Source organism: Kordiimonas marina (genome assembly GCF_023006325.1).
Lineage (GTDB): Bacteria > Pseudomonadota > Alphaproteobacteria > Sphingomonadales > Kordiimonadaceae > Kordiimonas > Kordiimonas marina.
Genome location: NZ_JAINDF010000001.1, coordinates 236,581 through 263,199, shown reverse-complemented (window position 1 = coordinate 263,199; position 26,619 = coordinate 236,581). Strand labels below are relative to the sequence as shown.

19 protein-coding genes are annotated in these 26,619 nt (G+C 60.9%); 11 read left to right on the top strand and 8 right to left on the bottom strand.

What is annotated here, in order from left to right:
* Position 1: 1 nt before the first annotated feature.
* The 10 genes from K6118_RS01260 to K6118_RS01215 all read left to right on the top strand — a co-directional run bounded on the left by K6118_RS01260 (position 2) and on the right by K6118_RS01215 (position 12,763).
* The gene (locus K6118_RS01260; RefSeq protein WP_247118311.1) at positions 2–1,003 is read left to right on the top strand and encodes a BMP family lipoprotein; all 1,002 of its coding nucleotides are present in this window, start codon (positions 2–4) and stop codon (positions 1,001–1,003) included.
* Between the two features lie 29 nt (positions 1,004–1,032).
* Positions 1,033–2,571 (top strand): ABC transporter ATP-binding protein, encoded by a 1,539-nt coding sequence (locus tag K6118_RS01255; RefSeq protein WP_247118310.1) that lies wholly within the window; start codon positions 1,033–1,035, stop codon positions 2,569–2,571.
* Positions 2,571–3,677, top strand: coding sequence for an ABC transporter permease (locus K6118_RS01250; protein ID WP_247118309.1), 1,107 nt, complete (start codon positions 2,571–2,573; stop codon positions 3,675–3,677). The genes K6118_RS01255 and K6118_RS01250 overlap by 1 nt, the downstream gene beginning before the upstream one ends.
* Positions 3,674–4,648, top strand: a complete 975-nt coding sequence (locus tag K6118_RS01245; RefSeq protein ID WP_247118308.1) for an ABC transporter permease — start codon at positions 3,674–3,676, stop codon at positions 4,646–4,648. Before K6118_RS01250 ends, K6118_RS01245 begins: the two co-directional genes overlap by 4 nt.
* A 3-nt stretch (positions 4,649–4,651) precedes the next feature.
* Positions 4,652–5,083: a cytidine deaminase gene (locus K6118_RS01240; RefSeq protein ID WP_247118307.1), complete on the top strand. Its 432-nt coding sequence runs from the start codon at positions 4,652–4,654 to the stop codon at positions 5,081–5,083.
* Positions 5,080–6,411 (top strand): thymidine phosphorylase, encoded by a 1,332-nt coding sequence (gene deoA, locus K6118_RS01235; protein ID WP_247118306.1) that lies wholly within the window; start codon positions 5,080–5,082, stop codon positions 6,409–6,411. Before K6118_RS01240 ends, deoA begins: the two co-directional genes overlap by 4 nt.
* Positions 6,412–6,416: 5 nt before the next feature.
* Positions 6,417–7,634 carry a phosphopentomutase gene (locus K6118_RS01230; RefSeq protein WP_247118305.1) on the top strand — a complete coding sequence of 406 codons (1,218 nt, stop codon included), beginning with the start codon at positions 6,417–6,419 and terminating at the stop codon, positions 7,632–7,634.
* Positions 7,635–7,662: 28 nt separating this feature from the next.
* Positions 7,663–8,445: a S1/P1 nuclease gene (locus K6118_RS01225; RefSeq protein WP_247118304.1), complete on the top strand. Its 783-nt coding sequence runs from the start codon at positions 7,663–7,665 to the stop codon at positions 8,443–8,445.
* A 416-nt stretch (positions 8,446–8,861) separates the two neighbouring features.
* Positions 8,862–11,996 (top strand): TonB-dependent receptor, encoded by a 3,135-nt coding sequence (locus tag K6118_RS01220; protein ID WP_247118303.1) that lies wholly within the window; start codon positions 8,862–8,864, stop codon positions 11,994–11,996.
* A 122-nt stretch (positions 11,997–12,118) separates the two neighbouring features.
* The gene (locus K6118_RS01215) at positions 12,119–12,763 is read left to right on the top strand and encodes a TetR/AcrR family transcriptional regulator (RefSeq protein WP_247118302.1); all 645 of its coding nucleotides are present in this window, start codon (positions 12,119–12,121) and stop codon (positions 12,761–12,763) included.
* Between the two features lie 4 nt (positions 12,764–12,767).
* Here the strand turns inward: K6118_RS01215 and K6118_RS01210 are convergent, their stop codons facing one another.
* The 6 genes from K6118_RS01210 to K6118_RS01185 form a co-directional block, all read right to left on the bottom strand.
* Positions 12,768–14,417 (bottom strand): sulfatase-like hydrolase/transferase, encoded by a 1,650-nt coding sequence (locus K6118_RS01210; RefSeq protein ID WP_247118301.1) that lies wholly within the window; start codon positions 14,415–14,417, stop codon positions 12,768–12,770.
* A gap of 65 nt (positions 14,418–14,482) precedes the next feature.
* Positions 14,483–15,778 carry a spinster family MFS transporter gene (locus K6118_RS01205; RefSeq protein ID WP_247118300.1) on the bottom strand — a complete coding sequence of 432 codons (1,296 nt, stop codon included), beginning with the start codon at positions 15,776–15,778 and terminating at the stop codon, positions 14,483–14,485.
* A gap of 172 nt (positions 15,779–15,950) precedes the next feature.
* Positions 15,951–19,253 carry a S41 family peptidase gene (locus K6118_RS01200; protein ID WP_247118299.1) on the bottom strand — a complete coding sequence of 1,101 codons (3,303 nt, stop codon included), beginning with the start codon at positions 19,251–19,253 and terminating at the stop codon, positions 15,951–15,953.
* Positions 19,254–19,405: 152 nt separating this feature from the next.
* Positions 19,406–20,602: a dipeptidase gene (locus K6118_RS01195; protein WP_247118298.1), complete on the bottom strand. Its 1,197-nt coding sequence runs from the start codon at positions 20,600–20,602 to the stop codon at positions 19,406–19,408.
* 70 nt (positions 20,603–20,672) lie between these two features.
* Positions 20,673–22,517, bottom strand: coding sequence for a ferrous iron transporter B (gene feoB / locus K6118_RS01190; protein ID WP_247118297.1), 1,845 nt, complete (start codon positions 22,515–22,517; stop codon positions 20,673–20,675).
* Entirely contained in the window at positions 22,514–22,810 is a 297-nt protein-coding gene (locus K6118_RS01185) for a FeoA family protein (RefSeq protein ID WP_247118296.1), read from the bottom strand. The genes feoB and K6118_RS01185 overlap by 4 nt, the downstream gene beginning before the upstream one ends.
* A gap of 165 nt (positions 22,811–22,975) precedes the next feature.
* Between K6118_RS01185 and K6118_RS01180 the strand changes: the two genes are divergently transcribed.
* The gene (locus K6118_RS01180; protein WP_247118295.1) at positions 22,976–24,250 is read left to right on the top strand and encodes an NAD(P)/FAD-dependent oxidoreductase; all 1,275 of its coding nucleotides are present in this window, start codon (positions 22,976–22,978) and stop codon (positions 24,248–24,250) included.
* Positions 24,251–24,260: 10 nt separating this feature from the next.
* On the opposite strand, the gene K6118_RS01175 is transcribed toward K6118_RS01180, so the two are convergent.
* Both K6118_RS01175 and K6118_RS01170 read right to left on the bottom strand, forming a co-directional pair.
* Positions 24,261–25,121 carry a DMT family transporter gene (locus K6118_RS01175; RefSeq protein ID WP_247118294.1) on the bottom strand — a complete coding sequence of 287 codons (861 nt, stop codon included), beginning with the start codon at positions 25,119–25,121 and terminating at the stop codon, positions 24,261–24,263.
* 9 nt (positions 25,122–25,130) lie between these two features.
* A complete protein-coding gene (locus K6118_RS01170) occupies positions 25,131–26,333 on the bottom strand; it encodes a pyridoxal phosphate-dependent aminotransferase (protein WP_247118293.1) in 1,203 nt (400 codons plus the stop codon).
* Between the last annotated feature and the right edge of the window lie 286 nt (positions 26,334–26,619).

Below are 26,619 nucleotides of genomic sequence, written 5' to 3'. Positions count from 1 at the left end.
CATGAAAAAGACCTTTGGCCGCGCGGTGCTTTCGCTTGCCGCGTCCATAGTGATGAGCGTCACGGCGATGGCGGCCGACTTCAAGCCTGTTGTGCTTTATGATATCGGCGGCAAATTCGATAAGTCCTTCAACGAGGCGGCGCGCGTGGGCGCTGACGCCTTCAAGGCCGAAACCGGTATTGCCTACCGCGAATTCGAACCCCGCAGCGAAACCCAGTATGAGCAGGCGCTGAAGCGATTCGCCCGCCGCCACGCGGACCTGATCGTCGCGGTGGGCGTTGGCTATGCCGTTGCGGTCCGGAATGTCGCGAAGGAATTCCCCAATGTGAAATTCACGGTCGTCGACGCCATTGTCGACCTGCCGAACGTGCAGTCGATCACCTTCAAGGAAAACGAAGGCTCGTTCCTTGTGGGCATGATCGCGGCGATGAAAACCAAGACGAACAGCATCGGCTTCATCGGCGGCATGGATATACCGCTGATCCGCCGGTTCGAACGCGGCTATAAGCAGGGCGCGGACTATGTGCGCAAGGACCTGACGTTCACCGAAAACTATGTCGGCACTACGCCGAGCGCCTGGAATGACCCGATCAAGGCGGCTGAGCTTGCCAAATCCCAGTATGCACGCGGGGTGGATATCATCTTCTCCGCCGCCGGGCCGTCCGGCCTTGGCGTCATTCAGGCGGCGAAGGATGCGGGCAAGTTCGCGATCGGCGTTGACAGCAACCAGAACTATGTCGCCCCGGGCACCGTGCTGACCAGCATGATGAAGCGCGTTGACCTTGCCGTTCACCGGGCGCTTGCCCAGGCCAAGGATGGCACCTGGAAGCCGGGCCACACGGTCATGGACCTCAAGGACGGCGGTGTCGATTATGCGCTCGACAAATATAACGCCAGCCTGATCACGCCGGAGATGAAGGCGAAGCTCGATGAGGCCCGCGCCAAGATCATCAGTGGTGAACTCGTCGTCGGCGATGTCGCCGGTAGCAACACCGGACGTTAACAACCGCCCTAGAGCCCGCAGGACCCACCATGTCCAACCCTGAATTTGCTATCGAAACCCGTGCGCTCACGAAGCGCTTCGGTGATGTTGTCGCAAACGACAGCGTTTGCCTGAAGGTGCGTGCGGGCACGGTGCATGGCATCGTAGGTGAAAACGGGGCGGGCAAGTCCACGCTCCTTAAAATGCTGTTCGGCTTCTACCAGCCGGATGAAGGCGAGGTGGTGGTGGATCGCACGGCGCACACGTTTGCCGACCCGTCGGCGGCCATGAAGACGGGCATCGGCATGGTGCATCAGCATTTCATGCTCGTGGAGCCTTTCACGGTGCTCGACAATATCATCCTCGGGGCGGAAGGCAGCGCCAAGCTGGAGGACGCCCGGGCCACGGCACGCGGGGCGCTGGCGGCGCTTGAGCGCCAGTTCGGCTTCAACCTGCCGCTCGACACGGTGGTCGAGGAGCTGCCGGTCGGTGTGAAGCAGCGGGTGGAGATTTTGAAGGCGCTCTACCGGGGCGCGGAAATCCTGGTCCTCGATGAACCGACAGCCGTCCTGACCCCGCAGGAGAGCGAGCAGCTTTTCGCGCTCGTCCGGCAACTCAGGGCCGAAGGCAAGACCGTGCTGTTCGTCACCCACAAGCTTCATGAAATCATGGCCGTCACCGATGACGTGACGGTGATGCGCGCCGGCAAGATCGTGGCTGAGCGTAAAACCGCGGAAACCTCCACGGGGGAGCTGGCTGAGCTGATGGTCGGTGCTAAGGTCGCGCGGGAAAAGACGCGGGAAGCGCATGGCGAGCGCGTCATACGGCTGAGCCTCAAAAATGTCTCCGCCAATAATGACCAGGGTGTCCGGGCGCTCAAGGCCGTGTCGCTAGATGTCCATGACGGTGAAGTGCTGGGCGTCGCCGGGGTTGCCGGAAACGGCCAGACCGAGCTGATGGAAGTCATCACTGGCCTCAGGCAAGTGGCGGCGGGCTCGGTCGAGTTCGACAATGTCGTCATCGCGTCCCCGGATGTGGCAACCAACCCCATAACGCTCCGACGCATGGGCATGGCGCATGTGGCCGAAGACCGTTTGAAAACCGGCGTAGTCGAAAGCTTTTCGGCCGAGGACAATGCCATGCTCGGCTACCAGCGGGAGCCTGATTTCTCCCACCGCGGTATTCTGAAGCTGAAGGCGCTGGCCGAAACCGCGAAGCGCTATTTCGAAAGCCAGGACGTACGGCCCCGGAACCCCAAGCTGGCGATCAGCAGTTTTTCGGGCGGCAACCAGCAGAAACTGGTGATCGCACGGGAAATCGCCCGAGACCCGCAGCTGATGATCATCGGCCAGCCGACCCGGGGCGTGGACATCGGCGCCGTCACCAAAATCCATGACCAGATCACCGAGCTCCGGAACGCCGGCAAGGCGCTTCTGGTCGTCTCCGCCGATCTCGATGAACTGCTCGCCATTTCCGACCGTATCGCCGTCATGTGCGAAGGTGAGCTGGTCGGTATCGTAGCGGTTGAAGACGCGGATGAGAAAACGCTGGGCCTGATGATGGCGGGCGAGAAGAGGAGGGCAAGCTGATGGCGGCCGCGCGTAAGCTGCCCTTTTGGGCCGACAATATCCTGCTGCCCGCGCTCAACTTGCTGGCGGCCTTTGTGGTCTCAGGCATCGTCATCTGGGCGCTGGGTGATAACCCGTTCCAGGCGCTGTCGCTTCTGGTTCAGGGCGCGTTCGGCTATCAGGAAGCCATCGGATACACGCTTTATTACGCCACCAACTTCATCTTTACCGGGCTTGCCGTCTCCATCGCTTACCATGCCGGGCTTTTCAATATCGGCGGTGAAGGGCAGGCGATGGTCGGCGGGGTTGGCCTTACGCTCGGCGTGTTCGCCTTCGGGCCTCATGCCCCGCTTCTGGGCGTGTTTGCAGGCATTGTGGGCGCGGCTCTGTTCGGCGCGATTTGGGCCTTCATCCCGGCGTGGCTTCAGGCCAGGCGCGGCGCGCATATCGTGATCACCACGATCATGTTCAACTTCATCGCCTCGGCGCTGCTGGCTTACCTGCTGGTGGGGCCCTTGCACCGGCCGGGCGGCCAGATGCCGGAAAGCGCGGACTTCCCTGCAGGCACGGCGCTCATTCATATCCATGACCTGCTGGGCATGATGGGGATTTCTTACGACAACAACCCGATGAATATCTCCTTCCTGATCGCGCTATTGTGCGCGTGGGGTATGGGCTTCCTGCTGTGGCGCACGCGCTTCGGCTATGAGCTTCGGGTCGTTGGCAAAAGCGCAGGCGCGGCGCGGTTCGCCGGGGTTTCGGTTTCGCGCATGACCATCATCGCCATGATGATTTCGGGCGCGCTGGCCGGGCTCATGGGGCTGAATGAGCTTCTGGGCGAGCAGCACCGGCTCCTCGCCAACTTTACGCTTGGCTACGGCTTCGTCGGGATCGCAGTCGCCTTCATGGGCCGGAACAAACCCCTGGGGATCATCCTCGCTGCCATTCTTTTCGGCGCGCTTTATCAGGGCGGCACCGAGGTGGCGTTCGACATTCCGAACTTCTCACGCGATGCGGTGGTGATGGTGCAGGGCCTCGTCATCCTGTTCGCGGGGGCGATGGAACATCTGTTCCGTGACCCGATCAGTCTCTTGTTCTGGCGCTTTGCGGAAAGGAAGGCGGCATGATCGACCTTTACGCCGATACGCTGCTTCTGGTGGCCTCGACCATCCGCACCGCCACGCCGCTGGTGCTGGCGGGTCTCGCGGGCCTGTGCGCCGAACGCGCGGGCGTTGTCGACATCGGGCTTGAAGGCAAGATGCTGGGCGCAGCCTTTGCGGCCGCGACAGCGGCGGCGGTGACCGGCTCGGCCTGGGTCGGGCTAGGCGCTGGCCTGGCCACGTCGTTGGTCCTCGCGCTTCTACACGCCTACGTCTCGATCACCCAGCGCGGCAACCAGATCGTCTCCGGCATGGCGATCAATATTGTCATCGCGGGCCTCGCGCCCACGCTCGCTGGCGCCTGGTTCCATCAGGGTGGGCAGACGCCGCTTCTCTCCGGCGGTGCGCGCTTCACCGAAATCAACCTGCCGTTCGCGGAAAGCCTCGCCTCCGTGCCGGTGATCGGCCCGCTTTATAGCGAGGTGATTTCGGGCCATAATATCATCACCTATATGACGGTGGCGATTGTGCCGCTGGTGGCGTGGATGCTGTACCGCACCCGCTTCGGCCTGCGCCTGCGCGCAGTGGGCGAAAACCCGGAAGCGGTGGATACCGCCGGTATTTCGGTGGCCAAGCTGCGCTATCAGGCGATGGCGATTGCCGGGTTGTTGTGCGGGCTGTCGGGGGTCGTGCTGTCGACCGGGCTTGGCGCGGGCTTCATCCGGGACATGTCGGCGGGTAAAGGCTATCTGGCGCTGGCGGCGATGATCTTCGGGCGCTGGAAACCGGTGCCGACACTGCTTGCCTGCCTGTTGTTCGGCTTTGTCGACGCGCTGCAGGGGCGGCTGCAGGGCGTGGCGCTGCCGCTCATTGGTGAGATACCGGTTCAGTTCACCATCATGCTGCCGTACGTGCTGACGGTGCTTATTCTCGCGGGCTTTGCCGGGCGCATGGTTGCGCCGAAAGCCAGCGGTATTCCGTATGAAAAGGACCACTAGGCCATGACAGACACCCTGAAGGCGATGATCGAGGCGGCGCTTGATGCCCGCGCGCGCGCCTATGCGCCTTATTCCCACCACCCGGTGGGCGCCGCGATCCTGACCCGGGGCGGCAAGATCTATGCGGGCTGCAATGTGGAAAACGCGGCCTATCCGCTCGGCACCTGCGCCGAAGGTGGCGCCATCAGCGCCATGGTCATGGGCGGGGATACGGCCATCGCGCATGTCGTGGTGATCGGCCCCTCGGATACGCCCTGCACACCGTGCGGGGGCTGCCGTCAGAAAATCCGGGAATTCAGCCCGCCTGAAGGCTGCAAGGTCACCGTGTGTAGCAAGGACGGCGAGGTGCTGATTGAGACCGACAGCTTGGCCCTGCTGCCCCACAGCTTTGGACCTGAAAATGTTCACGCGCAAAAGGAAGACCAGTCAAAATGACATTCCTGCCCCAGGAAATGATCCGCACCAAACGGGATGGCGGCACAGTCTCAAGCGCCGACATTCAGGCGTTCGTGCGCGGCATCACCGACATGAGCGTGACTGACGGCCAGGTCGCGGCTTTTGCCATGGCGGTGTTCTTCAACGGCATGAGCCCGGAAGAGGGTGCTGCGCTCACGCTCGCCATGCGGGACAGCGGTGATGTGATCGACTGGTCCAAATATGGCCTCGATAAGGAGGCGCCGATTGTCGACAAGCATTCGACCGGCGGCGTTGGCGACAAGGTCAGCCTGATGCTGGCGCCGATCGTGGCGGCCTGCGGTGGCCTTGTGCCGATGATCTCGGGCAGGGGCCTCGGCCACACCGGTGGCACGCTCGACAAGTTCGAAGCCATTCCGGGCTATGACCCGTACCCGAGCATCGACCGCTTCGCCGAGATCGTGAAGACGGTCGGCTGTTCGATCATCGGCCAGACCGGGGACCTTGCCCCCGCGGACCGGCGCTTCTACGGCATCCGGGACGTGACGGCGACGGTGGAAAGCGTGCCCTTGATCACCGCCTCGATCCTGTCGAAGAAGCTGGCGGCGGGCCTGAACGCCTTGGTCATGGACGTGAAGTTCGGCACTGGGGCCTTCATGGACAGCGCCGACAAGGCGCGGGTGCTGGCGGAAAATATCGTCCGGGTCGCCACAGCGGCGGGCGTACCGACGACCGCGCTGATGACCGACATGAACCAGGTGCTGGGCCGCACGGCCGGCAACGCGGTTGAGGTCATGGAAACGCTGGCGTTCCTGAAGGACCCGGCAGGTGCCGATAAGCGCCTCATGGATATAACGCTCGATCTGGCAGCCCACATGCTGTCGCTTTCGGGTGCGCAGGCTGATGCAAGCGCGGCGCGCAAGGCAGCTGAGGAAGCGCTTGCGAGCGGCAAGGCGACAGAGATTTTCGGCCGGATGGTTTCGGCCCAGGGCGGCCCGGCGGACTTCCTTGAGAAAGCAGACAGCTACCTCACGCTCGCGCCGGTGGTGAAGCCGGTGACACTCGGGGAAGGCTATGTGTCCGCGATGGATGCCCGTGCAATCGGCATGGCGGTGGTCGCGCTTGGCGGTGGCCGCACGGACCCGAGCCAGAAGGTCGACCACAGCGTCGGCTTCACGGAATTTTGTCAGGTCGGCGACAAGCTCACGGCGGATCAGCCCGCGTTGATGGTGTATGCTCAGGATGAGGCCGCTGCGGATGCCGCGATTGAACGCGTGCGTGCAGCCGTGACGCTTTCGGATACCGCGCCCGCGCTCAAGCCCATCACCGCCGAGATTATTGAAGGATAAGGCCCATGGCCCGCGCATTCATTCTTGTTTTGGACAGTTTCGGCATCGGCGCCGCGCCGGACGCCGCCAAATTTGGCGATGTGGGCGCAGACACGCTCGGCCATATTGCTGACTGGTGCGCTGAAGGGAATGTGGCAGCTGACCGCCCGGCCGCGGGCCCACTTTCGCTTCCCCACATGGCAGAGCTCGGCCTCGGCAAGGCCGCAGAACTGGCGACCGGGCATGAGCCCAAGGGGCTTGAGTTCAGCGGTGACGTGAAGGGTTTCTATGCCGCCTGCGCTGAGCAGTCTTTCGGCAAGGACACGCCGTCCGGCCACTGGGAGATGGCGGGCGCGCCGGTGCGGTTCGACTGGGGCTATTTCGCGCAGGAATACCCGAGCTTCCCGAAGGACCTGCTCGATGAGCTGTGCAAACGCTGCGACCTGCCGGGTGTGCTCGGCAACAAGGCGGCGTCGGGTACCGTGATCCTCGAAGAGCTTGGCGATGAGCATATGAAGACCGGCAAGCCGATCGTCTACACCTCGGCCGACAGCGTGTTCCAGATCGCGGCGCACGAAGACACCTTCGGGCTGGAGCGGCTTTACGAAGTGTGCGCGGTCGCACGCGAGCTGGTGGATGACTATAATATCGGCCGGGTGATCGCACGGCCGTTCGTCGGCGAAAATGGGGTCTTTACCCGGACGGGGAACCGCCGTGATCTCGCGACCCCGCCCCATATGCCGACGCTGCTGGAAAAGCTGGCGGATGTCGGGCATGAGGTGATCTCGGTTGGCAAGATCGCCGATATTTTCGCCCACAAGGGCCTGACCAAAAAGGTCAAGGCCAACGGTCTCGATGGTCTCTTTGACCTCACGCTGAAGATGCAGGCAGAAGCGCCCGAGGGCTCGCTCACCTTCGTCAATTTCGTTGATTTCGACCAGAGCTTCGGCCACCGCCGCAATGTGGCGGGCTATGCGAACGCGCTCGAATATTTCGATGACCGGTTGCCGGAGTTCATGGAGGCGATGAAGGACGGCGACATTGCCATCCTGACCGCAGACCATGGTTGCGACCCGACCTGGAAAGGCACCGACCACACGCGGGAGCATGTGCCTTTCATCGCCTTTGGGCCTGCGCTCAAGCCGGGCACCGGCGGGGTTCGCAAAAGTTTCGCAGACATCGGCCAGACTGTGGCCGCACATCTGGGTATCGCGCCGCTCAGCGAGGGCGAGCGCGCCTTTTAACAAGACCTTTCCTTTATAGGGGGAACTCATGCGTCGTTTGATTGGACTTGTGGCCTGCCTGATGCTTGGCAGCCTTTCCGCCCATGCTTATGGCCCCACCGGCCACCGGGTGATTGCCGAAATCGCCAGCCATCACCTGACACCCACGGCCGCTAAGGCGGTGAAGGACCTTCTCGGCAATGAATTCATGGCGGAAGCCGCCACCTGGCCGGATGACATGCGTGCCGACCCGGACGAATTCTGGCGCAAGACCGCGTCGCCCTGGCACTATATCAACGTGCCCCAAGGCCAGACGTACGAAGAAAGCGTGAAGAACCCGGCGGGCGATGCGCTCACGGCGCTCAAGGCCTTCACCAAGACGCTGAAGGACAAGTCCGCGCCGAAGGCCGAGCGGGTGAAAGCGCTCCGCTTCATCATCCATATCGTCGGTGACCTGCACCAACCGATGCATACCGGCAGGCCGGAGGACCATGGCGGCAACCTCATCCCCGTCGTCTGGTTCGGGGTGATGAGCAACCTGCATAAGGTTTGGGACGTAGACCTTATCCAGAAGCGCGGGCTTTCCTATACCGAATGGACCCGTTTCCTCGATGCCAAGATCACCCCTGAGGAGATCAAGACCTGGCAGAACAGCAAGCCGATCGATTGGGTGCATGAAGACATGGCGATGCGGGACGGCATCTATAATGTCGGCAGCGCGATCCTGAGCTACGACTATGTCTATAAATATATGCCGGTCATCAAGAGCCAGCTTTCGAAGGGGGGGATTCGCCTGGCGGGTTATCTCAACCAGATTTTCGACGGCAAATAACCTGAAATAGTGATTCGCTTGAAGCGCTTATCAAGGCGCAAAGCGGGAAAGGCATCGCCTGTGGGCGGTGCCTTTTGCGTACCCGGGACGTTTTCCTGACGCTACGGTTTTCGGGGGCAAAAACGGGAACTGTGCTTTTTAAACAACGGCCTGCAAACGAAAGTTCGTGAGGGGTTTCAGGGGGGCTCACCCAATCTTGACACTTTCGTCAAAAAACTGAAAAGAAAGCCGCATAAAAGGGCATTCCACGCAGCGCGGGGGCGACGCGGGCCAGGCCTTGACCTTTTGGTCAGGATTTGATCCACTGGCGGCCTTGTTTTGTGTGGGGACTTTTTAGAACAACTGAATAGTTGTCGGAATCGTATATTCGTGCCTCCCCAGGGGGCGGGTGTGCGGCACTCAATGGAGCTTAGGGAATGAAACGCCAAATTAAAGCTGTCCTGTTCGGCGGCGTGGCTATTGCTGCACTTGCAGCAACCACTCTGCCTGCAGCGGCACAGGAAACGTCGTCCGCGATCCGCGGCGTCGTGGTCAGCCAAACCGGTGATCACCTTGCCGGTGTCAAAGTACAAATCGTTCACGTGCCCACGGGTACAGTTAAGGAATTCACCACCAACGCCGACGGCACCTTCTTCGCCCGCGGCCTGAAAGTCGGTGGCCCTTACATCGTGAAGCTTGCTGATGGTACGCAGTATAAAGCCAACAGCATCAGCGACCTGAACCTGGTTCTCGGTCAGGCTGCCAACGTTACGCTCGTTGCCGCCAGCCACAGCGCCGGCATGGAAGAAATCGAAGTCACCGCGCAGCGCGGCAGCTTCATGATCAAGACCGGTGCGGCGAGCGAATATGGCAAAGCCGACATCTCCAACATGAACTCCACCGACCGTGACCTGAAAAGCGTTCTGCGGATGGATTCGAAAGTCTGGATCGACCCGGCCAACTCCGACGCACTGTCGATTGCCGGTACCAACAACCGCTACAACAGCCTGACCATTGACGGCGTTCGTCAGAGCGACGACTTCGGCCTCAACAACAACGGCTACCCGACCCAGCGTTCGCCGATCTCGCTTGACGCGATTGAGCAGATTTCGGTTCAGACCGCGCCGTTCGATGTAACCTATGGCCACTTCCAGGGCGGTAACATCAACGTCGTGACCAAGTCTGGTACCAACGAATTCCACGGTGGCGCCTTCCTCGACTATTCGAACGACGGCATGGTTGGCAGCTCCAGCAAGGACGACACCGACCTTCAGTTCAACTTCACCGAAAAGAACTACGGCGCATACCTCGGCGGTCCGATCGTCAAGGACAAGCTGTTCTTCTTCGGTTCGTATGAAAAGTACGACAGCACGAAGCCGTTCGAATACGGTGCGTCTGACTCGAACGCTCCGAACAAGATCATCGGCGTTACCCAGTCTGACCTCGACCGTGTCGAAAGCATTGCCAAGTCGGTTTACAACTACGACCCGCAAGGCTTCAGCGCTGACAACCTCAAGGAAACCGACCGCAAAATCCTGTTCAAGATCGACTGGAACATCGCGGACGGCCAGCGTTTCTCGGCTACGTACCAGAATGTTGACGGTAACAACATCAACCCGCAGAACACCTACTATAACAACGCAGGTATGCTGGGTGACTGGTACAACAAGAACGACAAGATGCAGACCTACAGCTTCCAGCTCTTCTCTGACTGGACCGACAAGCTGTCGAGCGAACTGAAAGTTGGCATCAAGAACGTTCACACCATCCAGCAGTCGATCGGTGGTACTGACTTCGCTCTGATGAAAATTCAAACCGCTGATGGTGGTAACATCTTCATCGGCCCGGACTTCTATCGCCATGCAAACGACCTGAAGGACGATAGCCTGACGGTTAAGGCTAAGGTTGACTATTCGACCGGTGACCATGTGTTCACCGCGGGTTACGAGCTGGAGCACCTGAAGGTCTTCAACCTGTTCGTACCGGGTTCGGCTGGTGAATATACCTTCAACAGCATCGACGACTTCGAAAACCAGAACGCTGCCAGCCTTTACTACAGCAACGCCTACACCAACGATGCCAACGATGCTGCGGCCAACTTCACGTTCAACGTCCACACCCTGTATGCTCAGGACCGCTGGACGCCGACCGACAAGATGACCGTTTTCGCTGGTGTGCGCTATGAGCGTTACCAGACGAGCCAGGCACCGCGTCTCAACACCTCTTTCGTTGATCGTAACGGCTTTGCCAACACCGAAAACCTCGATGGCAAGAGCATCCTGCTGCCGCGCCTTGGCTTCAACTATGTTGCTGATGAGCGCACCACGGTTCGTGGTGGTTTCGGTCTGTTCTCGGGCGGTACGCCGAACGTATGGCTGTCGAACGCCTACTCGAACGACGGTACCATCATCTCCAGCGTTTACCTGACCGGCCTGACCGGTGTTGACGGCTACAACCTGCCGGCAGCAGCAACCGGTGCTCTCGTACCGGGCAACGGTAACGTGAATGCCACCGACCCGAACTTCAAGATCCCGTCGACCTGGAAGTTCAACATTGCTGTCGATCATGACTTCGACCTGTCGTCCATCGGTCTTGGTGACCAGTGGCACGTAACTGCCGAAGCTATCTTCAGCAAGGTCAAGAACGCTGTAATCTGGCGTGAACTCCGTCGTCAGGTCGTTGGCCAGGCACCGGATGGTCGCCCGATCTACGATATCCCGAGCGGGCATGACCTTCTCCTGACCAACACGGATCAGGGTTCGAGCCAGATCTACTCGATCGATGTCGACAAGCAGTGGCAATCCGACGCTGGCGACTTCGCCATTCGCTTCGGTTACACCCACACCAATGCCAAGGATGTCAACCCGGGCCAGAGCTCCACGGCTGACTCCAACTATGGTAAGGTTCCGACGACCGACCGCAACAACCTCGCGCTGGCGCATTCGGACTTCGAGATCAAGCATAACTTTACCGCCAACTTTAACTGGCAGAAGAAGTTCTGGGGTGACAACGCGACCAGCGTGAACCTGTTCATGCTGAGCCGTTCGGGCCATAACTTCAGCTACACCTTCGACGATCCGGGCAGCCGTTCGCAGGGTATCTTCGGTGGTAGCTATGACTACTGGAAGCGCGACACCCAGCTCTTCTACGTCCCGACCGGTGCTGACGATCCGAACGTGGATATGAGCGGTATCGACGCAAACGCGCTGATGCAGTTCGTTCACGACCAGGGTCTGGACAAGTACAAGGGTAAGGTTGCACCGCGTAACGTGGGCCGTAGCCCGTGGGTTACCCGCCTCGATATGCGGATCAGCCAGGAACTGCCGATTCCGTCCCTGAAGGGCCACAAGGTTATCCTTCACATGGACATCGACAACCTGACCAACCTCTTGAACAACAACTGGGGCCGCTTCGAACAAGTTAGCTTCCCGTATAACAGCAACGTTGTCCGGGCGACCATCAACGACGCAGGCCAGTATGTGTACACCAACTTTAACGGTTCGGTTTACAGCCGCTTCTACCAGCTGCCGTCGCTGTGGAAGATCAAGGTTGGCATCAAGTACACCTTCTAATTTGAGCGTGTACGTGATCTAGAAAATCGGACGCCCGGGGCCATATGCCTCGGGCGTCTCCATTTCTCAGATAGACCTTTTTTGTTTCTTATGCTTAAACACGTGGCATCAAGAGGGACACGATGACACAAGAAAATCATGAAGATACCGGCCATAAGGCAGGTATCCGGCGCGAAAATGTCACTAAAATTCTGGCAGCCGCCGAAACTGTATTTGCTGAAAAGGGCTTTAAAGGTGCCAGCGTCGGGCTGATCGCCGAACGCGCAGGCGTGCCCAAGCCCAATGTTTATTATTACTTCGGTGCCAAGGAAGACCTGTACCGCCGGGTGATTGAGGGCGTGTGCTCCACCTGGCTGCACGCGGCCGATACATTCGACGAAACGGACGACCCCAAAACCGCTTTCACCACCTATGTCGGGGCCAAGATGGACCTGGCAAGGGCGCGGCCGCATGGCTCCCGCCTGTGGGCGATCGAAATGGCGTCAGGTGCGCCGTTCCTGCAGGACTATCTCGTCGGCACGGTGAAGCCGTGGCTTGAAAGCCGTGAACGGGTTCTGGAACGCTGGGTGGCCGAAGGCCGCCTGAAGCCGGTCAATGCCCGCGTGCTGTTCTATATGATCTGGGCGACGACCCAGCACTATGCCGACTTCGAGGCCCAGATCAATGTCATGAATGGGGGCAAACCCCTGAATGACGAACAGTATGACGACGCCAAGGAGACAGTGATCAAGCTGGTGCTCAACAGCGTCGGCCTGGGGGATTTCTAGGGCTTCATTTGCCCGAAAGCGCATCCAGAAGCAATGTGGCGGCCCGGTATCGGGCCGCTTTTTTTGCGAGGCGACCATCAGGGCCGTGCACGGGCGTCAGGCTGCCGTCTTCATAGTCGAAGTCGGCGCGGGTGCCATCATGCCACAGCACCGCGAAGCCGTTCGGATAGGCGTAGTCGCAGTTCGCCAGGATCACCGGCGTGTGGGCCGCCAGGGCAGGCGGGGCGTTCCTGAGGCTTTCGACGACATAGGGCATCAGGTCTGTGTGGCTGAGGACCGGGGCCTTTTTCGCACCGATCACAAGGAAGGGCACCACGGTCTGGGCTGCATCCAGCTGGCTGGCGTGCCCGATTTCACCGTTTTTCAGGAACTCCTCGCCATGGTCGGCGGTGACGATCACCAGCGTGTTCTTGAGCGCGCCTTCGGCTTGCAATCCATCCATCAGGCGGCCGAATTCCCGGTCGAAAGCGCTGATCGCGGCTTTGTAGCGGGCGTAATCGCTGTCTTTCACCGGACCATTATAGGGATAATGGGTGCCGGTATAATAGGCGAGGTGGAAGAAGGGCAGGGTGCTCTTGGTCTTGAGCCGCGCGAGCGTGAGGTCGGTCACCGCTTCGTCGCGCGCTTCCAGGCTGTCGCCGGTCGCAATATCCCGCTTGGCGCCATCGAGCAGGATCGCCGCGGTATCATACCAGTCCAGCGATTGGCTTTCCGCGCTGGATAGCCGGTAGCCGTTCTGGGCCAGAAGGGCGGGCAGGGTCAGCACCGGATGCCCGGCGCGCGCGCGGGCGAAGCCGGTCGGCAGCTTGCCTGTCAGCATACTGAAGAAGCTGAAATGGGTGCAGTTGGACGTGCTGTAATGGTCGAGCGACAGCCAGCCGCGCGTGGCCCAGCGCATCAGGTTAGGCGCGAGCGCCGGGGTCTGGCGGATGTCTTCCGCCCGCAGGCTGTCTGCCACCACGATCAGGACATTCTTGCCATGGGGCGGCAGGCTGACGGGGGCTGTGGGGGCATCCGCAATCGGGCTGTCCACATGGGCAAGCGCGAACGGGTTCCTGCCGCGCGGGCCCAGCACGGCGGACAGCACTTTCTGGCTGTAATAGGGGGGCAGGACCGCGAAAAACGGCATCTCGCGCCGGGCTTCCACCGCCGCGGTCGACCCGTAAAAGTAAAACAGCGCATAAACGAACTGTGTCAGCAGCAAAGCGCCGACGGTCAGGATGATCGGCAGGCGGGCGTGAAGCCCCAGCACATAACGCCTGAACCGGGTCAGCACCAGGCTGGGAATGCAGGCGGCGACAATCAGGCCAACGGTAAACCCGGTGCGCGAAAGGCCGATCTGCGTCATGGCCTCGGGCTGCGCCAGAAGCGACAGGACGAACCGGTTGAGATGGAGCCCGGTCAGCGTCTCCACGGTGATTTCGCCGATCAGGACCAGGGTGGTAAGGCCGAACAGGGCATGACCCACCAAGAGGTGCAGCCGGTCCGCAGCCTGCCTCATCAGGAGGTAGAGGCCAGCCAGGGCAAAATACTGCAGGAAGGCAAGCGTGAGGGCAGCGACCGACAAGCCCGCCACCGGCGTCAGCGCGACCAGCAGCAGCACCAGGACAAAACTTGTTTCCGTGAGGCTGTAACGATGTTTGTTTGCGGGCATAAGGGTCTGGTATCTCAGAATTCTCCCTATGCTCGCAAACTTCGACCGCTTTTACCAGCCCGGTTTCAGCCTTTCTTCATGGCGGCCAAATCCGCAGGCAAATTCTTGCCGCCCTTCCAGAAGAGATAGCCTTTAACGAGCGCGAGCGAGGAGCCGATAATCAGCGCCGAACGCAGGCTTTCCTGGCCGGTGATGTGATGCAGGATATCGCTGATCGCGCCTACGACCACCGGGCCAAGGCCAAGGCCAATCAGGTTGAGGACGAAGAACAGGATCGCCGATGCCATCGCCCGCATCCGCGGTGACACCAGCCGGTGCGCCATGGCGATCGACGGCGCGAGATAGAAGGTGCCCAGGGTCGCGGCGAAGAAATAAAGCACCAGCATCAGCGTGGTGTTTTCGGTCAGGTACAGCACAAGCCCGATCGGGATGGCGATGACGCCGGTAAGGCCGGGCAGCCACAGGTACCAGCGCGGGTCATTCTTGGCGATCCGGTCGGTAATGGTGCCGCCGAGGTAGGTCCCGAGCATCCCGCCGCCGCCGCCAGTGATACCGAGCAATAGCCCGATCTGGCTTAAGGGAATGTCATGATAGCGCACCAGGAAGTTAGGCATGAAATTGCTGGTGCCGTAGCTGACGAACGCCGCCATGGCACAGCCGAAGGCGAAGAAGGGGAAGGACTTGAGCCGCCAGACATAGGTCAGCGTGTCCTTGAGGCTGGGTTGTTCACCAACCTCACCGCCGTCATGGTGGCCGCGGGCGGGTTCCCGCACGGTAAAGCGCAGGAGGAACGCCAGCAGGACGCCGGGAATACCGACCATCAGGAAGGTGGCGCGCCAGCCGAAGCGTTGGCCCAGGTAGCCGCCGAAGACATAGCCAAGCACCACGCCGAGATAGAGCCCGGCGGAATAGATGGACAGCGCGCTGGCACGCCTTTTGGGCTCATACATGTCCGAGATCATCGAGTGCGCGGGCGGGCTGCCGCCGGCCTCCCCGATGCCGACCCCGATACGGGCCAGAAGAAGCTGCCAATAGGTGTTCGCAAGGCCGGAAAGCGCGGTCATGCCGCTCCAGACCGTGAGCGCGATCGCGATGATATTGCGGCGGTTGCTGCGGTCCGCCAGCCGGGCGATCGGGATGCCGAGCGTGGTATAGAAAACCGCGAAGGAAAAGCCGGACAGGAGGCCGAGCTGAGTATCGCTGAGCATCAGCTCCTTCTTGATCAAGGGCTGCAGGATCACCAGGATCTGCCGGTCGATGAAATTGAAGGCATAGACGGCCGTCAGGATTAAAAGCGTATAGGCCCGGATACGGCTGGACATCATCTCTGATGCCGGTCCGCCGCGCGATAGATCGGTCATGGTCCCTCCCAGGTAAATAGTGACGCTTCCCCAAACGTCTTGTCTGACGATAGGGCGGATGCGGGGTGGGGCAAGCCGGGCGGGGCGGAATAGCGATAACATCGGCGTTATCGCGGGGATAGGAAGCCGTAGCGTCAGGGTGAAGTTTGACGCTACGGCAAGGGCTTAAAGCCTATTTCTTCTTGTCGTCCTCAACGGTCTTCATGAGGACTTTGACAGCTTCTTCGATCTGCTGGTCTTCCCCGTGTGAGGAAGCGCCCGGCATGTTCTTGACCTTGTAATCCGGCTCAAGCTCATGGTTTTCCAGATAGTTGCCGTGCGTGTCCAGCATACCCACCTGCGGGATGCCGAAGACGATGTCGCCCGAATGCAGCCATTCCCACCAGACGGCGGTCATGGTGCCGGGGACCGGCATGCCGACGGTCTGGCCGATCTTCAGCGTCTTGTAGGCATAAGGGAAGCCGGAGGCATCGGAATAGTTGCCTTCGCCCATCACCACGATCGACGGCTTGTACCACTGGTCCATCGGGTCGCCCTGATAGACGCGGCCGCGCACCTTCATGTGGGTATATTCCTTGCCGGACAGAAGCTTGGCCAGGTCGTTATGCAGCCAGCCACCGCCATTCCAGCGGGTATCGACGACGACACCGTCCTTATCGAAGCCGCGCCCGAACAGTTCATTATAAACCACACGGAAGCTGGCATCGTTCATCGCCCGGACATGGACATAGGCCAGATGTCCGCCCGAAAGCTTGTCGACAAGCGCCCGGCGGCTCTTGACCCAGCGCTCATAAAGGAGGTTGTCCTCGGCGCGCATACTGATCGGCTTGATCACCTCATCGAAGCGGCTCTTGTCCTTGCGTTCGAAGGTCAGGCGCACGCGTTCGCCGGTCTTGCCGTTGAGGAGCTCCGCGAGGTTGGTGGTGGCTGACAGCTCAACACCGTCGACGGCGGCGAGCTTCATGCCAGGTTTCACCTCACTGCCAGCCTTCACAAGCGGGCTTTTCTCCAGAACGGCGGCAATGGTCAGCGGGCCCTTGGTGTCCTTCATGTCGAAGATAACGCCGAGGGCTGCGGTGTTGTCGGCATTCTTGTGCTTGCCGCGGTAGTAGGCCCCGGTGTGCGACGCGTTCAGTTCCCCAAGCATTTCTTCCATCATGCGGGCGAAATCGCGGTCGTTGCCGATGGACGGGAGCTTGGGCTCATACTCGGCACGCATGGCCTTCCAGTCGATGCCGTGCATGTTGGGGTTATAGAATTTGTCGCCAACCTGACGCCAGATATGGTCGAAGAAATACTGGCGCTCGGCGTAGGGCTTCAGCTCCATGCTGGCCTTCAGCTGCACCGGCTTCTTCTTGGCGCTGTCCTTCGAAAGCGTCAGCTTGGAAATGCTGCCGTCCGCCAGCACGAAGGCCGACTTTTCATCCGCCGCCAGCTGGATCGCCGCCTGCTTGGCGTCAAACTTGACGATCAGCTTGGTGGCCTTTTCGCGGAAATCGTGCAGCCACAGGTTATAGCCGCCTTCAAAGCGCGACAGATAATAGAGCTTGCTGCCGTCCTTGGTCAGCACGGCATCGGCCAGGTCGGACGAGTTGACGGTCAGGCGCAGGGTGCGGTCGTCAAGATTGTTGAAGTCGATCTTGATCGGCTTGACCTCGGCTTCCTTCTTCTCGTCCTTTTTGTCCTCGGCTTTCTCTGCGGCCTTGTCGCCTTTCTTGGCGTCATCCTTGGCCTTTTTCTCTTCTTCCTTCTTCTTGGCGTCCTCGAGCTCCTTCTTCAGCTCATATTCTTCTTTGCTCATGGTGAAGCGGTCGTAGGAATCCTGCGTGAGGAAGGCGGCTTCCACATCAAGCTGGGTGCCCCAGCTGCCATGGTCGCGCATGCCGTAGCGGGCGGTGAACCACAGGACGGCGCCCCCATCCGCCTGCCAGCGCGGCGTGGAGTTCAGATAGCCGGACTTGGTGATATCCACCGGCGGCTTGGAACCGTCCGCAGGCACGATGGCGATGTTGGTGATGAAGATACGCTGACGCGGCGCGAAATCGACGGTCAGCCACTTGCTGTCCGGCGACCAGTTGAAATGAATGTCGCCGTCGGCATAGCTGTAGTTATAGCTGGCGGGCAGCGCGGTCACCGCCTTGCCGGTTTCCGTATCGACGACCCGAAGCTCGTCCCGGCCATAGAGGAAGGCGACTTTCTTGCCGTCCGGTGAATATTTCGGCTGGAAGGAATCCTTGTCGCCCCTATAGAGCACGCGCTCCTTCAGGGTCGTGCTGGCGAAGAAATATTTCTCGTCCGGGTTCTGAAGCGAGGCTTCGACCAGTTCCCACTTGCCGCCGCGTTCGGCCGCATAAACCAGCTTCTTGCCGTCCGGGCTGAAGTTGACGCTGCGCTCCTGCGCCGGGGTGTCGGTGACGCGTTTGGTGGTCTTGAATTCGGCCGAGGTGACGAAAACCTCACCACGGGCGACGAAGGCCACTTCCTTGCCGCTCGGCGAGACCGAAAAGTCCGAGACGTCGCCGGAGACATCGATGGTCTGCACATCGCGGCCATGGCCGTCGTTGAGGACCGAGATCTTCAGTTTCTGCGGCTTGCCGCCGTCCTTCACGGTATAAATGTCACCATGGTGGATGAAGGTCATCGTGCCGTTATCGGCGCGGCTCAGTGAGCGGACAGGGTGTTCCTTGAAGTCGGTGACAGCCTGTTTCTTGCCGCTCGACAGGTCCATCTTCCAGACGTTGAAGGTATCGTCCAGCTCTTCCGAGGTATAATAGATTGTGCTGCCATTGCCCCAGACCGGGTTATGGTCGCCACCGGGGAAGTCGGTCAGCTGCTTGTAGCTGCTGGTCTTGGCGTTATAGAGCCAGATATCGCGCGCGAAGGCGGAGCGGTTATGCTTCCTCAGCGGGCTTTCTAGCGACTTTTCCTCCCGGTAGAGAAGCTCATCGCCCTTTTTGTTCCAGCGGGCCTGTTCGGCCGGGATCGTCAGCACCATTTCCGGCGTGCCGCCCGAAAGGCCCACATTGTAAAGTTCCGGCAGGCTGCGGCGCGGGAACTGGCTGCTCTGCGCCGAATCCACCCGCGGTGACGTGAAGGTCACGGCCTTGTTGTCGGCGGTGAAGTCGGTCGGGATGTCGTTGGCGCTATTGTAGGTGAGGCGTTTGGCATCGCCGCCTTTAGCGGGCATGACATAGACATCCAGGTTGCCATTGCGGTCGGACGAGAAAGCGATCCATTTGCCGTCATGGGACCAGACCGGGTGGCCTTCCCAGGCGTCGTTGATGGTCAGCGGCGTGGCGCTGCCGCCACCCACGGGCACCTTGTAGATATCGCCTTTGTAACCAACCAGGACGGTTTTGCCATCGGGTGAGATGGCCGCATCGGTGAACCAGTCGCTATCGGGTGCTGCATGGGCGCCGATGCTGGTGCCGGACAGCAAGCTGATCGCCACAAGGCGCAGCATTGTTTTTTTCATTTCAATTCCCCCTCAGGATTTAGATGAACGGATACGGTAGCAATTTCGTTCCGCGCGTCCAGCCCAAAGGTGGCCCATTCACGGCGATGTCATGCAAAAAGCCGCCGAAAACGGCGGCTTTTATGACTTTGGTTTATGATGCCTAAGCGGTGTCAGGCAACCTTGTGGTTGGCGGCATAGGTTTCGACCGCGCGCCAGACGCGCAGGAGGTTGCCGCCGAGGATCTTCTTGATGTCCGCTTCCGAATAGCCGCGTTTGAGGAGCCCGGCGATGATGTGCGGATAGGTGGACACGTCCTTCAGGCCTTCCGGCAGGCTGTCGCCGACACCGTCAAAGTCCGAGCCGATACCGACATGGTCCACACCCACCAGCTTCACCACATGGTCGATATGGTCCAGGACGTCATCGACCGTGGCGTAGGGGTAGGGGTTGTCGGCGCGGTATTTCTTTTCGAAGGCTTCGTGGGCTTCGGTGCTGGCCTTGGTGCCGCTTTTGCGCAGGTAGGCCTCATAGGCTTCATCCATGTGCGGGCGGTACTGGTTGGCTTCTTCCGTGAGGAAGGAGGAGCCGAAGTTGATCTGGATCACGCCGCCCTTTTCGGCTAGCGCCTTGATCATGTCATCGGACATGTTGCGCTCGAAATCCGGGGTGAAGGCGCGCGCGGAGGAGTGCGAGGCGATCACCGGCGTCTTGCTGGTCTTCATCACGTCCCAGAAGGCTTCGTCGGAGATATGGCTGACATCGACCATGATGCCCAGGTCATTCATGCGCTCCACCACCTGTTTGCCGAAGTCGCTGAGGCCGTGCCATTTGCGGGTCGGGTCGTAGGAGCTATCCGCGATATCGTTGGCCTTGGAATGCGCCAGCGTGATGTAGCGGATGCCCTTGTCGTAGAAATAGTCCAGGTTCTTGAGGTCATGCAGGATGGGGGAGCCGTTCTCCATCCCCATCGGCAGCGCGATCACGCCGTCCTTGAAGGCCTTCTCCACATCGTCGACCGACTTGGCGATGCGAAACTTATCCGGCGCCGAGGCCGCGATCTTTTCGACGATGGCGATCATCTCATCGGCGTGCTCTTTGGCCTTGGGCGTGCCGTCATACTGGGCCGGGGTATAGATGGACATGAAGGGGGCGTTGAGCCCGCCCTTCACCGCGCGGGGATAGTCGAAATTGCCTGTTTCTGTTGCCGATGCAACATCTTCCCATTTGGCGGCCAGGCGGTAGGGCACGTCGATATGGGTGTCGACGATCAGGTCGTCATGGGCGATCTGTTCGGCTTTTTTCTCGGTGCCAGCGTCCGAGCATCCGGCAAGCGCAAGCAGCGATACCGCGGCAATCAGGGCTTTCATCTGGTCTGTCCTCCCGCATTTTTCTGGTTGCCTACTTGGCTAACCCAGATTTGTGGCGGGGACAAGGCCGTCAGAGCAGGGCGGAGGAGATCTGGTAGGTCGCGAAGGAGACCAGATACGCCAGCACGAACAGGTAGCCGATCATGAAACCGGTCCATTTCCAGCCGCCGGTCTCACGCCGCGTGATGGCGATGGTCGACAGGCACTGGGGCGCGAAAATATACCAGGCGAGGAAGCTAAGCGCGGTCGGCAGCGACCAGGCGCCCTGCAGCATATGCACAAGGCCGGTCTGCACCGCGTCCTCATTGCCGGACAGCGAGTAGACGGTACCCAGCGCCGCAACCGCCACTTCGCGGGCGGCCATGCCGGGCACCAGGGCCGCGGACATCTGCCAGTTGAAGCCGATGGGCGCGAAAATGACCGACAGCCAGCCGCCGATGATGCCGACGAAACTGTGCAGGATCGCCGGGCCCTTGGCATCCGCAGGTGCGGCCGGGAAGTTCGAAAGCACCCACAGGACCATGGTGGATGTGAGGATGATGGTGCCGGCGCGGCGCAGGAAAATGCGCGCGCGTTCCATCAGCCCGATCAGCACATAATTCAGCTTGGGCGCCTGATATTTCGGCAGCTCCAGCATGAAGGTCTGCGGCTTGCCTTTCACCACCGTGCGCTTGAGCACGAAGGCGACGATAAGCGCCGACAGGATACCGGAAAGATACAGGATGAACATCACCAGCCCCTGCAATCCGAACAGGCCGCCAATCACCGGCTTGTTGGGAATGAAGGCAGAGATGATCAGGGTATAGACCGGAATGCGTGCCGAGCAGGTCATCAGCGGCGCGATCAGGATCGTGGTCAGCCGGTCCTTCTGGTCCGAAATCGTGCGTGCCGACATGATGCCGGGTACGGCGCAGGCGAAGCTGGACAGAAGCGGAATGAAGGCACGGCCGTTGAGCCCCACCGATGCCATCAGCCGGTCCATCAGGAAGGCTGCCCGCGCCATATAACCGGACGATTCCAGAAGCAGGATGAAGGCAAACAGGATCAGGATCTGCGGCAGGAACACGACCACGGAACCGACGCCCGCGAGGATGCCGTCCTCGATGAAGCTTTTGACCCAGCCACCGGGCAGGAAGGCGTCTATATGGGCCTGCAGCCAGCCGATACCGGCATCGATCCATTCCATCGGCGTTTCCGCCCAGCTGAAGACGGCCTGGAACATCAGGAACAATAGTCCGAACAGGATGATGGGTCCCGCAACAGGGTGGAGGAGCACTTTGTCCAGAAGCCGCGTGGTTTTGTGACCCATGCCTTCGGAAAGCGTGACCTTGGCGGCAATCCGGCGCGCGAAGGTCTGCAGGCTCCTCACGTCGGTGGCATATTCAACCGGGTTGGCGATCGGCACACTGAGGACGCCGTTGAGGGCATCCTTGAGCTCGCTGAGGCCCTTCTTGCGCACGGCGACGGTCTCAATCACCGGCATCACCAGTTTCTGGCTCAGCGCCCGGCTGTCGATGGTGATTTTCTCCCGCGCCGCCAGGTCGGTCATGTTGAGCGCCAGCACCATCGGCAGGCCCAGGGTCTTGAGTTCCAGCACGAAACGCAGGTGCTGGGCCAGGTTGGTGGCGTCGACCACGCACAGGATGGCGGCGGGTTTGCGCTCACCGATATAATTGCCCATCAGCACGTCACGGGTGACGGCTTCGTCCGGGCTTCTCGGGGTCAGGCTGTAGGTGCCGGGCAGGTCCACCAGTTCGACGCGGTTGTCACCCAGAAGCGGCCCCGCGCGGCGTTCAACCGTCGCACCCGGATAGTTGGCGACTTTCTGGCGGAGGCCGGTGAGGGCGTTAAAGAGGGCCGACTTGCCGCAGTTGGGGTTACCGACTACGGCGACGAGGCTCGTGGGCGTGCTCATTCGTCAGAAACCACCACGATGTTGGCGTCAGCCCGGCGCAGCGCAACCGTCATGCTGCCGACACGGACGGCGATCGGGTCGCGTCCGAACGGGCTTTGATGCAGAACCTCGATCATCAGATCTTCCGCGAACCCCATTTCCCGAAGCCGGTCCGTCATCTCGACGCCTTCACCATTGAGGTGTTCGGCATCAAAATGGGAAATACGACCCTTGTGCCCCGGACGCAGAAGGCCGAGGCGGTTCTGGCCAGTAAAGTCCAGGTCGGGGCGGGTTGGTTTAGTGGTGCTACGCATGAAGATACTCACATCCTTGGATGTTTTTGAGAATAGTTCTCAATATATATTTGCTCATTATCATGAACGGATAAGAGAATGCAAGCAGTATGGGATTGCATCGCCTGAGCATATTGACGCACACTGCCGACCTTGAAATGTGATCTCATTTTTATCGAGGGTTCCATGGCGGGTGAATTTCCAGAAAGCTGGTATGCGGCGTCAGCCGGCAAGCCGAAAGATTGGCCTGCGCTTGCGGGTGATGTAACCGCCGACGTCTGCGTGATCGGCGGCGGTTTCACCGGGCTTTCGACCGCCCTGAGCCTGGCTGAACAGGGGCGCGACGTCGTGCTTCTGGAAGCGCGGCAAGTGGGCTGGGGGGCTTCGGGCCGGAATGGCGGCCAGATGATCCATGGCTTTGTCGGCCAAGACCGGGTCGCCAAACATGCCGGGGCGGACAAGGCTGCTTCGGTGCGCGCGCTGACCTGGGCCGGGCATGACCTGATCCGCGCACGCGTGGATACCTACGGCATCGACTGTGACCTGACGCCGGGCTGGCTCGAAGTCGCGCTGACGCCGCGCCAGAATGCCGGGCTCTATCATCAATATAATGAGATGGAGACGCTGTATCCCGACCGGGGCTTTCATTATATGGGGCCGGACGAACTTGAGGAGCGGATCGGCACCAAGCGTTACCTGGGCGGTTTCCTCAGTAAGTCGGATGGTCACCTGCATCCGCTCAAGCTCTGTTTCGGGCTTGCCGCGGCTGCCGATGGGCTCGGCGTCAAAATCCATGAACATAGCGCGGTGACGAAGATCGAGCCGGGCGAGACCGTGGCGATCCACACCGCGGGCGGCACGGTGCGGGCGAAGGAACTGGTTCTCGCCGCCAATGCCCACAATGACCTGTTCAAGCGCAGGATGTCCGGCTTCGCCTTCCCGGCGGGCAGCTTCATGATCGCGACCGAGCCCCTCAGCGGCGAGCAGCTCGCACGGCTCAACCCCAACCGCTGGGCCATCTGCGACAGCAACATGGTGTGCGACTATTACCGCATGGGCGCGGACGGCCGCATCCTGTTCGGCGGGCGGGTGAATTTCTCCGGCCGCAAGCCACGCTCGATCAAGGCCAAGCTGTTGCCGCGGCTTCTGAAAACATGGCCGGAGCTTGAAGGCATCAAGGTCACCCACGAATGGGGCGGCAAGCTGGGGGTCTCCATCGGGGAGGTGCCGCTTGTCGGCCAGATCGGCGATAATATCTGGTACAGCTTCGGCTATACCGGCCACGGCGTGAATATGGGCAACCTGATGGGCAAGGTGGTGGCGGAGGCCATGATGGGCGACCGCGCGCGCTTCGACCTGCTCGCCGACGTGCCCAAATGGCGCCTGCCGTTCGGGCGTACCATCGGCCGCCAGATTGTCGCGTCGGCGATCCTCTATTACAAGCTCAGGGACAGGCTGTAGGCCCGCCCCGTCAGACCGACTTCAACAGGACGGCGCCGAGCGCGATCATGAGGACCGCGACTGTTTTGCGGCGGCTGAAAGCTTCCTTCAGCCAGAAGAAGCCGATGAGGCTCGCGAAAATGATGCTGGTTTCCCGAAGCGCGGCAATCTCACCGAGCGCGCCCAGGCTATAGGCATACAGCGCGATGCCGTAGCCGCCTTGCGCGATGATGCTGAGCGGCAGGCCGATCTTCCACCAGGCGAGCGACCGGGTGAAAATGGCGCGGCCGTGGCGGATGCGGGCATAGCCTGTCAGCACGGGCACGAAGGCAAGCCCGGACCAGACGACATAGGTGAAGGGGTTTTCGGCCCGGCGGACGGCGAGGCCATCCACCACCGTATAGCTGGCGATCAGGCAACCCGAGAGCACGGCATAAAGGAGGGCGGTGCGGAACTGGGCGTGATCCGCCGTCAGTTTCCGGCTGGCGCCCGCGGTCGCGAAAATGCCACCCACCAGCACGCCGACGGCCCCGAGCTCAGAGAGGCTCATCTCCCCCTTCAGGAAGAAATAGCTGAAAACGGCCACCAGCATCGGCCCCGTGCCGCGCGCCACCGGGTAGGTGAAGGTGAGGTCCCCGGCCTCGAGCGCCAGGGACAGGATGCGCTGGTAAAACAGATGAATGCACAGCGAAGCCGCGATCCAGCCCCAAAGCTCGGGCGTTGGCAAGGGTACGAGCGGTGCGAACGGCAGGAACAGAAGGCCGCCGATGCCCGAGATGAAGACCATCGCGGCGAACTTGTCCGGCGCTTTCTTGACCCCCGCGTTCCAGCTCGCGTGCAGCAAGGCCGAGGTCAGGATCAGTCCGGTGGCTATGGTATCGGGCGCGGCCAAGCGGCGGTCTTATTTCAGCGCCGCGCAGGCATCCTGGATGCGCGCGCAGGCCTTCTGGAGCGCCTCGGTCGAGGTGGCGTAGGACACGCGGAAATGCGGGCTCAGGCCGAAGGCCTCGCCGTGCACGGCCGCCACACCATAATCCTCGAGGATGTAGCTGACGAAATCGCCATCACTTTCGATGGTTTTGCCCGCAGGCGTTTTCTTGCCGATGCTGCCTTCGATCGACGGGTAAACATAGAAAGCGCCTTCCGGCACCGAGCAGGTGATGCCTTCGGCTTCATTGAGAAGCTTGCACACCATATCGCGGCGGTCCTGGAAGATGGCGGCGCGCTCTTGGAAGAAATCGGTCGGGCCCGTCAGTGCCGCAACGGCCGCAGCCTGGCTGATCGAACAGGGGTTGGAGGTGGACTGGGACTGTATCTTGGCGATGGCCTTGATGAGCTTCTGGTCCCCGCCCGCGAAGCCGATGCGCCAGCCGGTCATGGCATAGGCCTTGGCGACACCGTTCATGGTCAGCGTGCGCTCGAACAGCTCCGGCACGGCGGCGGCGATGGTGGTGAATTTGAAATCGTCATAGACGAGGTGTTCGTAAATATCGTCGGCGAAGATATGGACGTGCGGGTGGCGCTTCAGCACCTCGCCGAGGGCGACGATCTCCGTTTCCGAATAGGCGGCACCGGTGGGGTTGGAGGGCGAGTTGAAAATCAGCCATTTGGTCTTGGGCGTAATCGCGGCTTCGAGCCCCTCCGGCGTTATCTTGAAGCCGGTCGCGGCGGAGGACGGCGCGAACACCGGCGTCCCGCCCGCGAGCAGCACGATATCGGGGTAGCTGACCCAGTATGGGCAGGGGATGATCACTTCGTCGCCCGGGTTCAGGGTCGCGACCATGGCGTTATAGATGGTGTGCTTGCCGCCCGCGTTCACCGTCACCTGGCTCACGTCATACGCGAGGCCGTTTTCCCGGCGGAATTTCTCGACCACCGCGCGCTTGAGCGCAGGCGTGCCGTCGACCGCGGTATATTTGGTGTCGCCCGCACGGATGGCCTCAATCGCGGCGTCCTTGATATGATCCGGCGTATCGAAATCCGGCTCGCCCGCCCCGAGGCCGATGACATCCTTGCCCGCGGCCTTGAGCTCAAGGGCCTTGGTGGTGACGGCGATGGTGGGCGAAGGTTTGATACGGTCAAGCGATGCGGACAGGAAAGACATGGGGAACCCCTGTGGTCGATGTGGAAAGCTTGGCCCGAGCTTAGGGCCAGCCCCTTGCCCCCGCAATGATTTGTTGGCAGCGACAGGCGGACTTGACGCAAAAACATCTAAGCGACTCGGCAGAAAAAACTCACCGAACTCACGTGGGGCAATCAGTCTCGCGAATCGGTTGGTTGGTGGCTACTTGCAGGGGCCCAGAAATGGGAATGGCTTACCGGCAAGGTGAAGGTCGGCACCGTGCCGGTAAGCCAGGGGAGGGATACCTCGGGACACCTGGGAAGGTCTG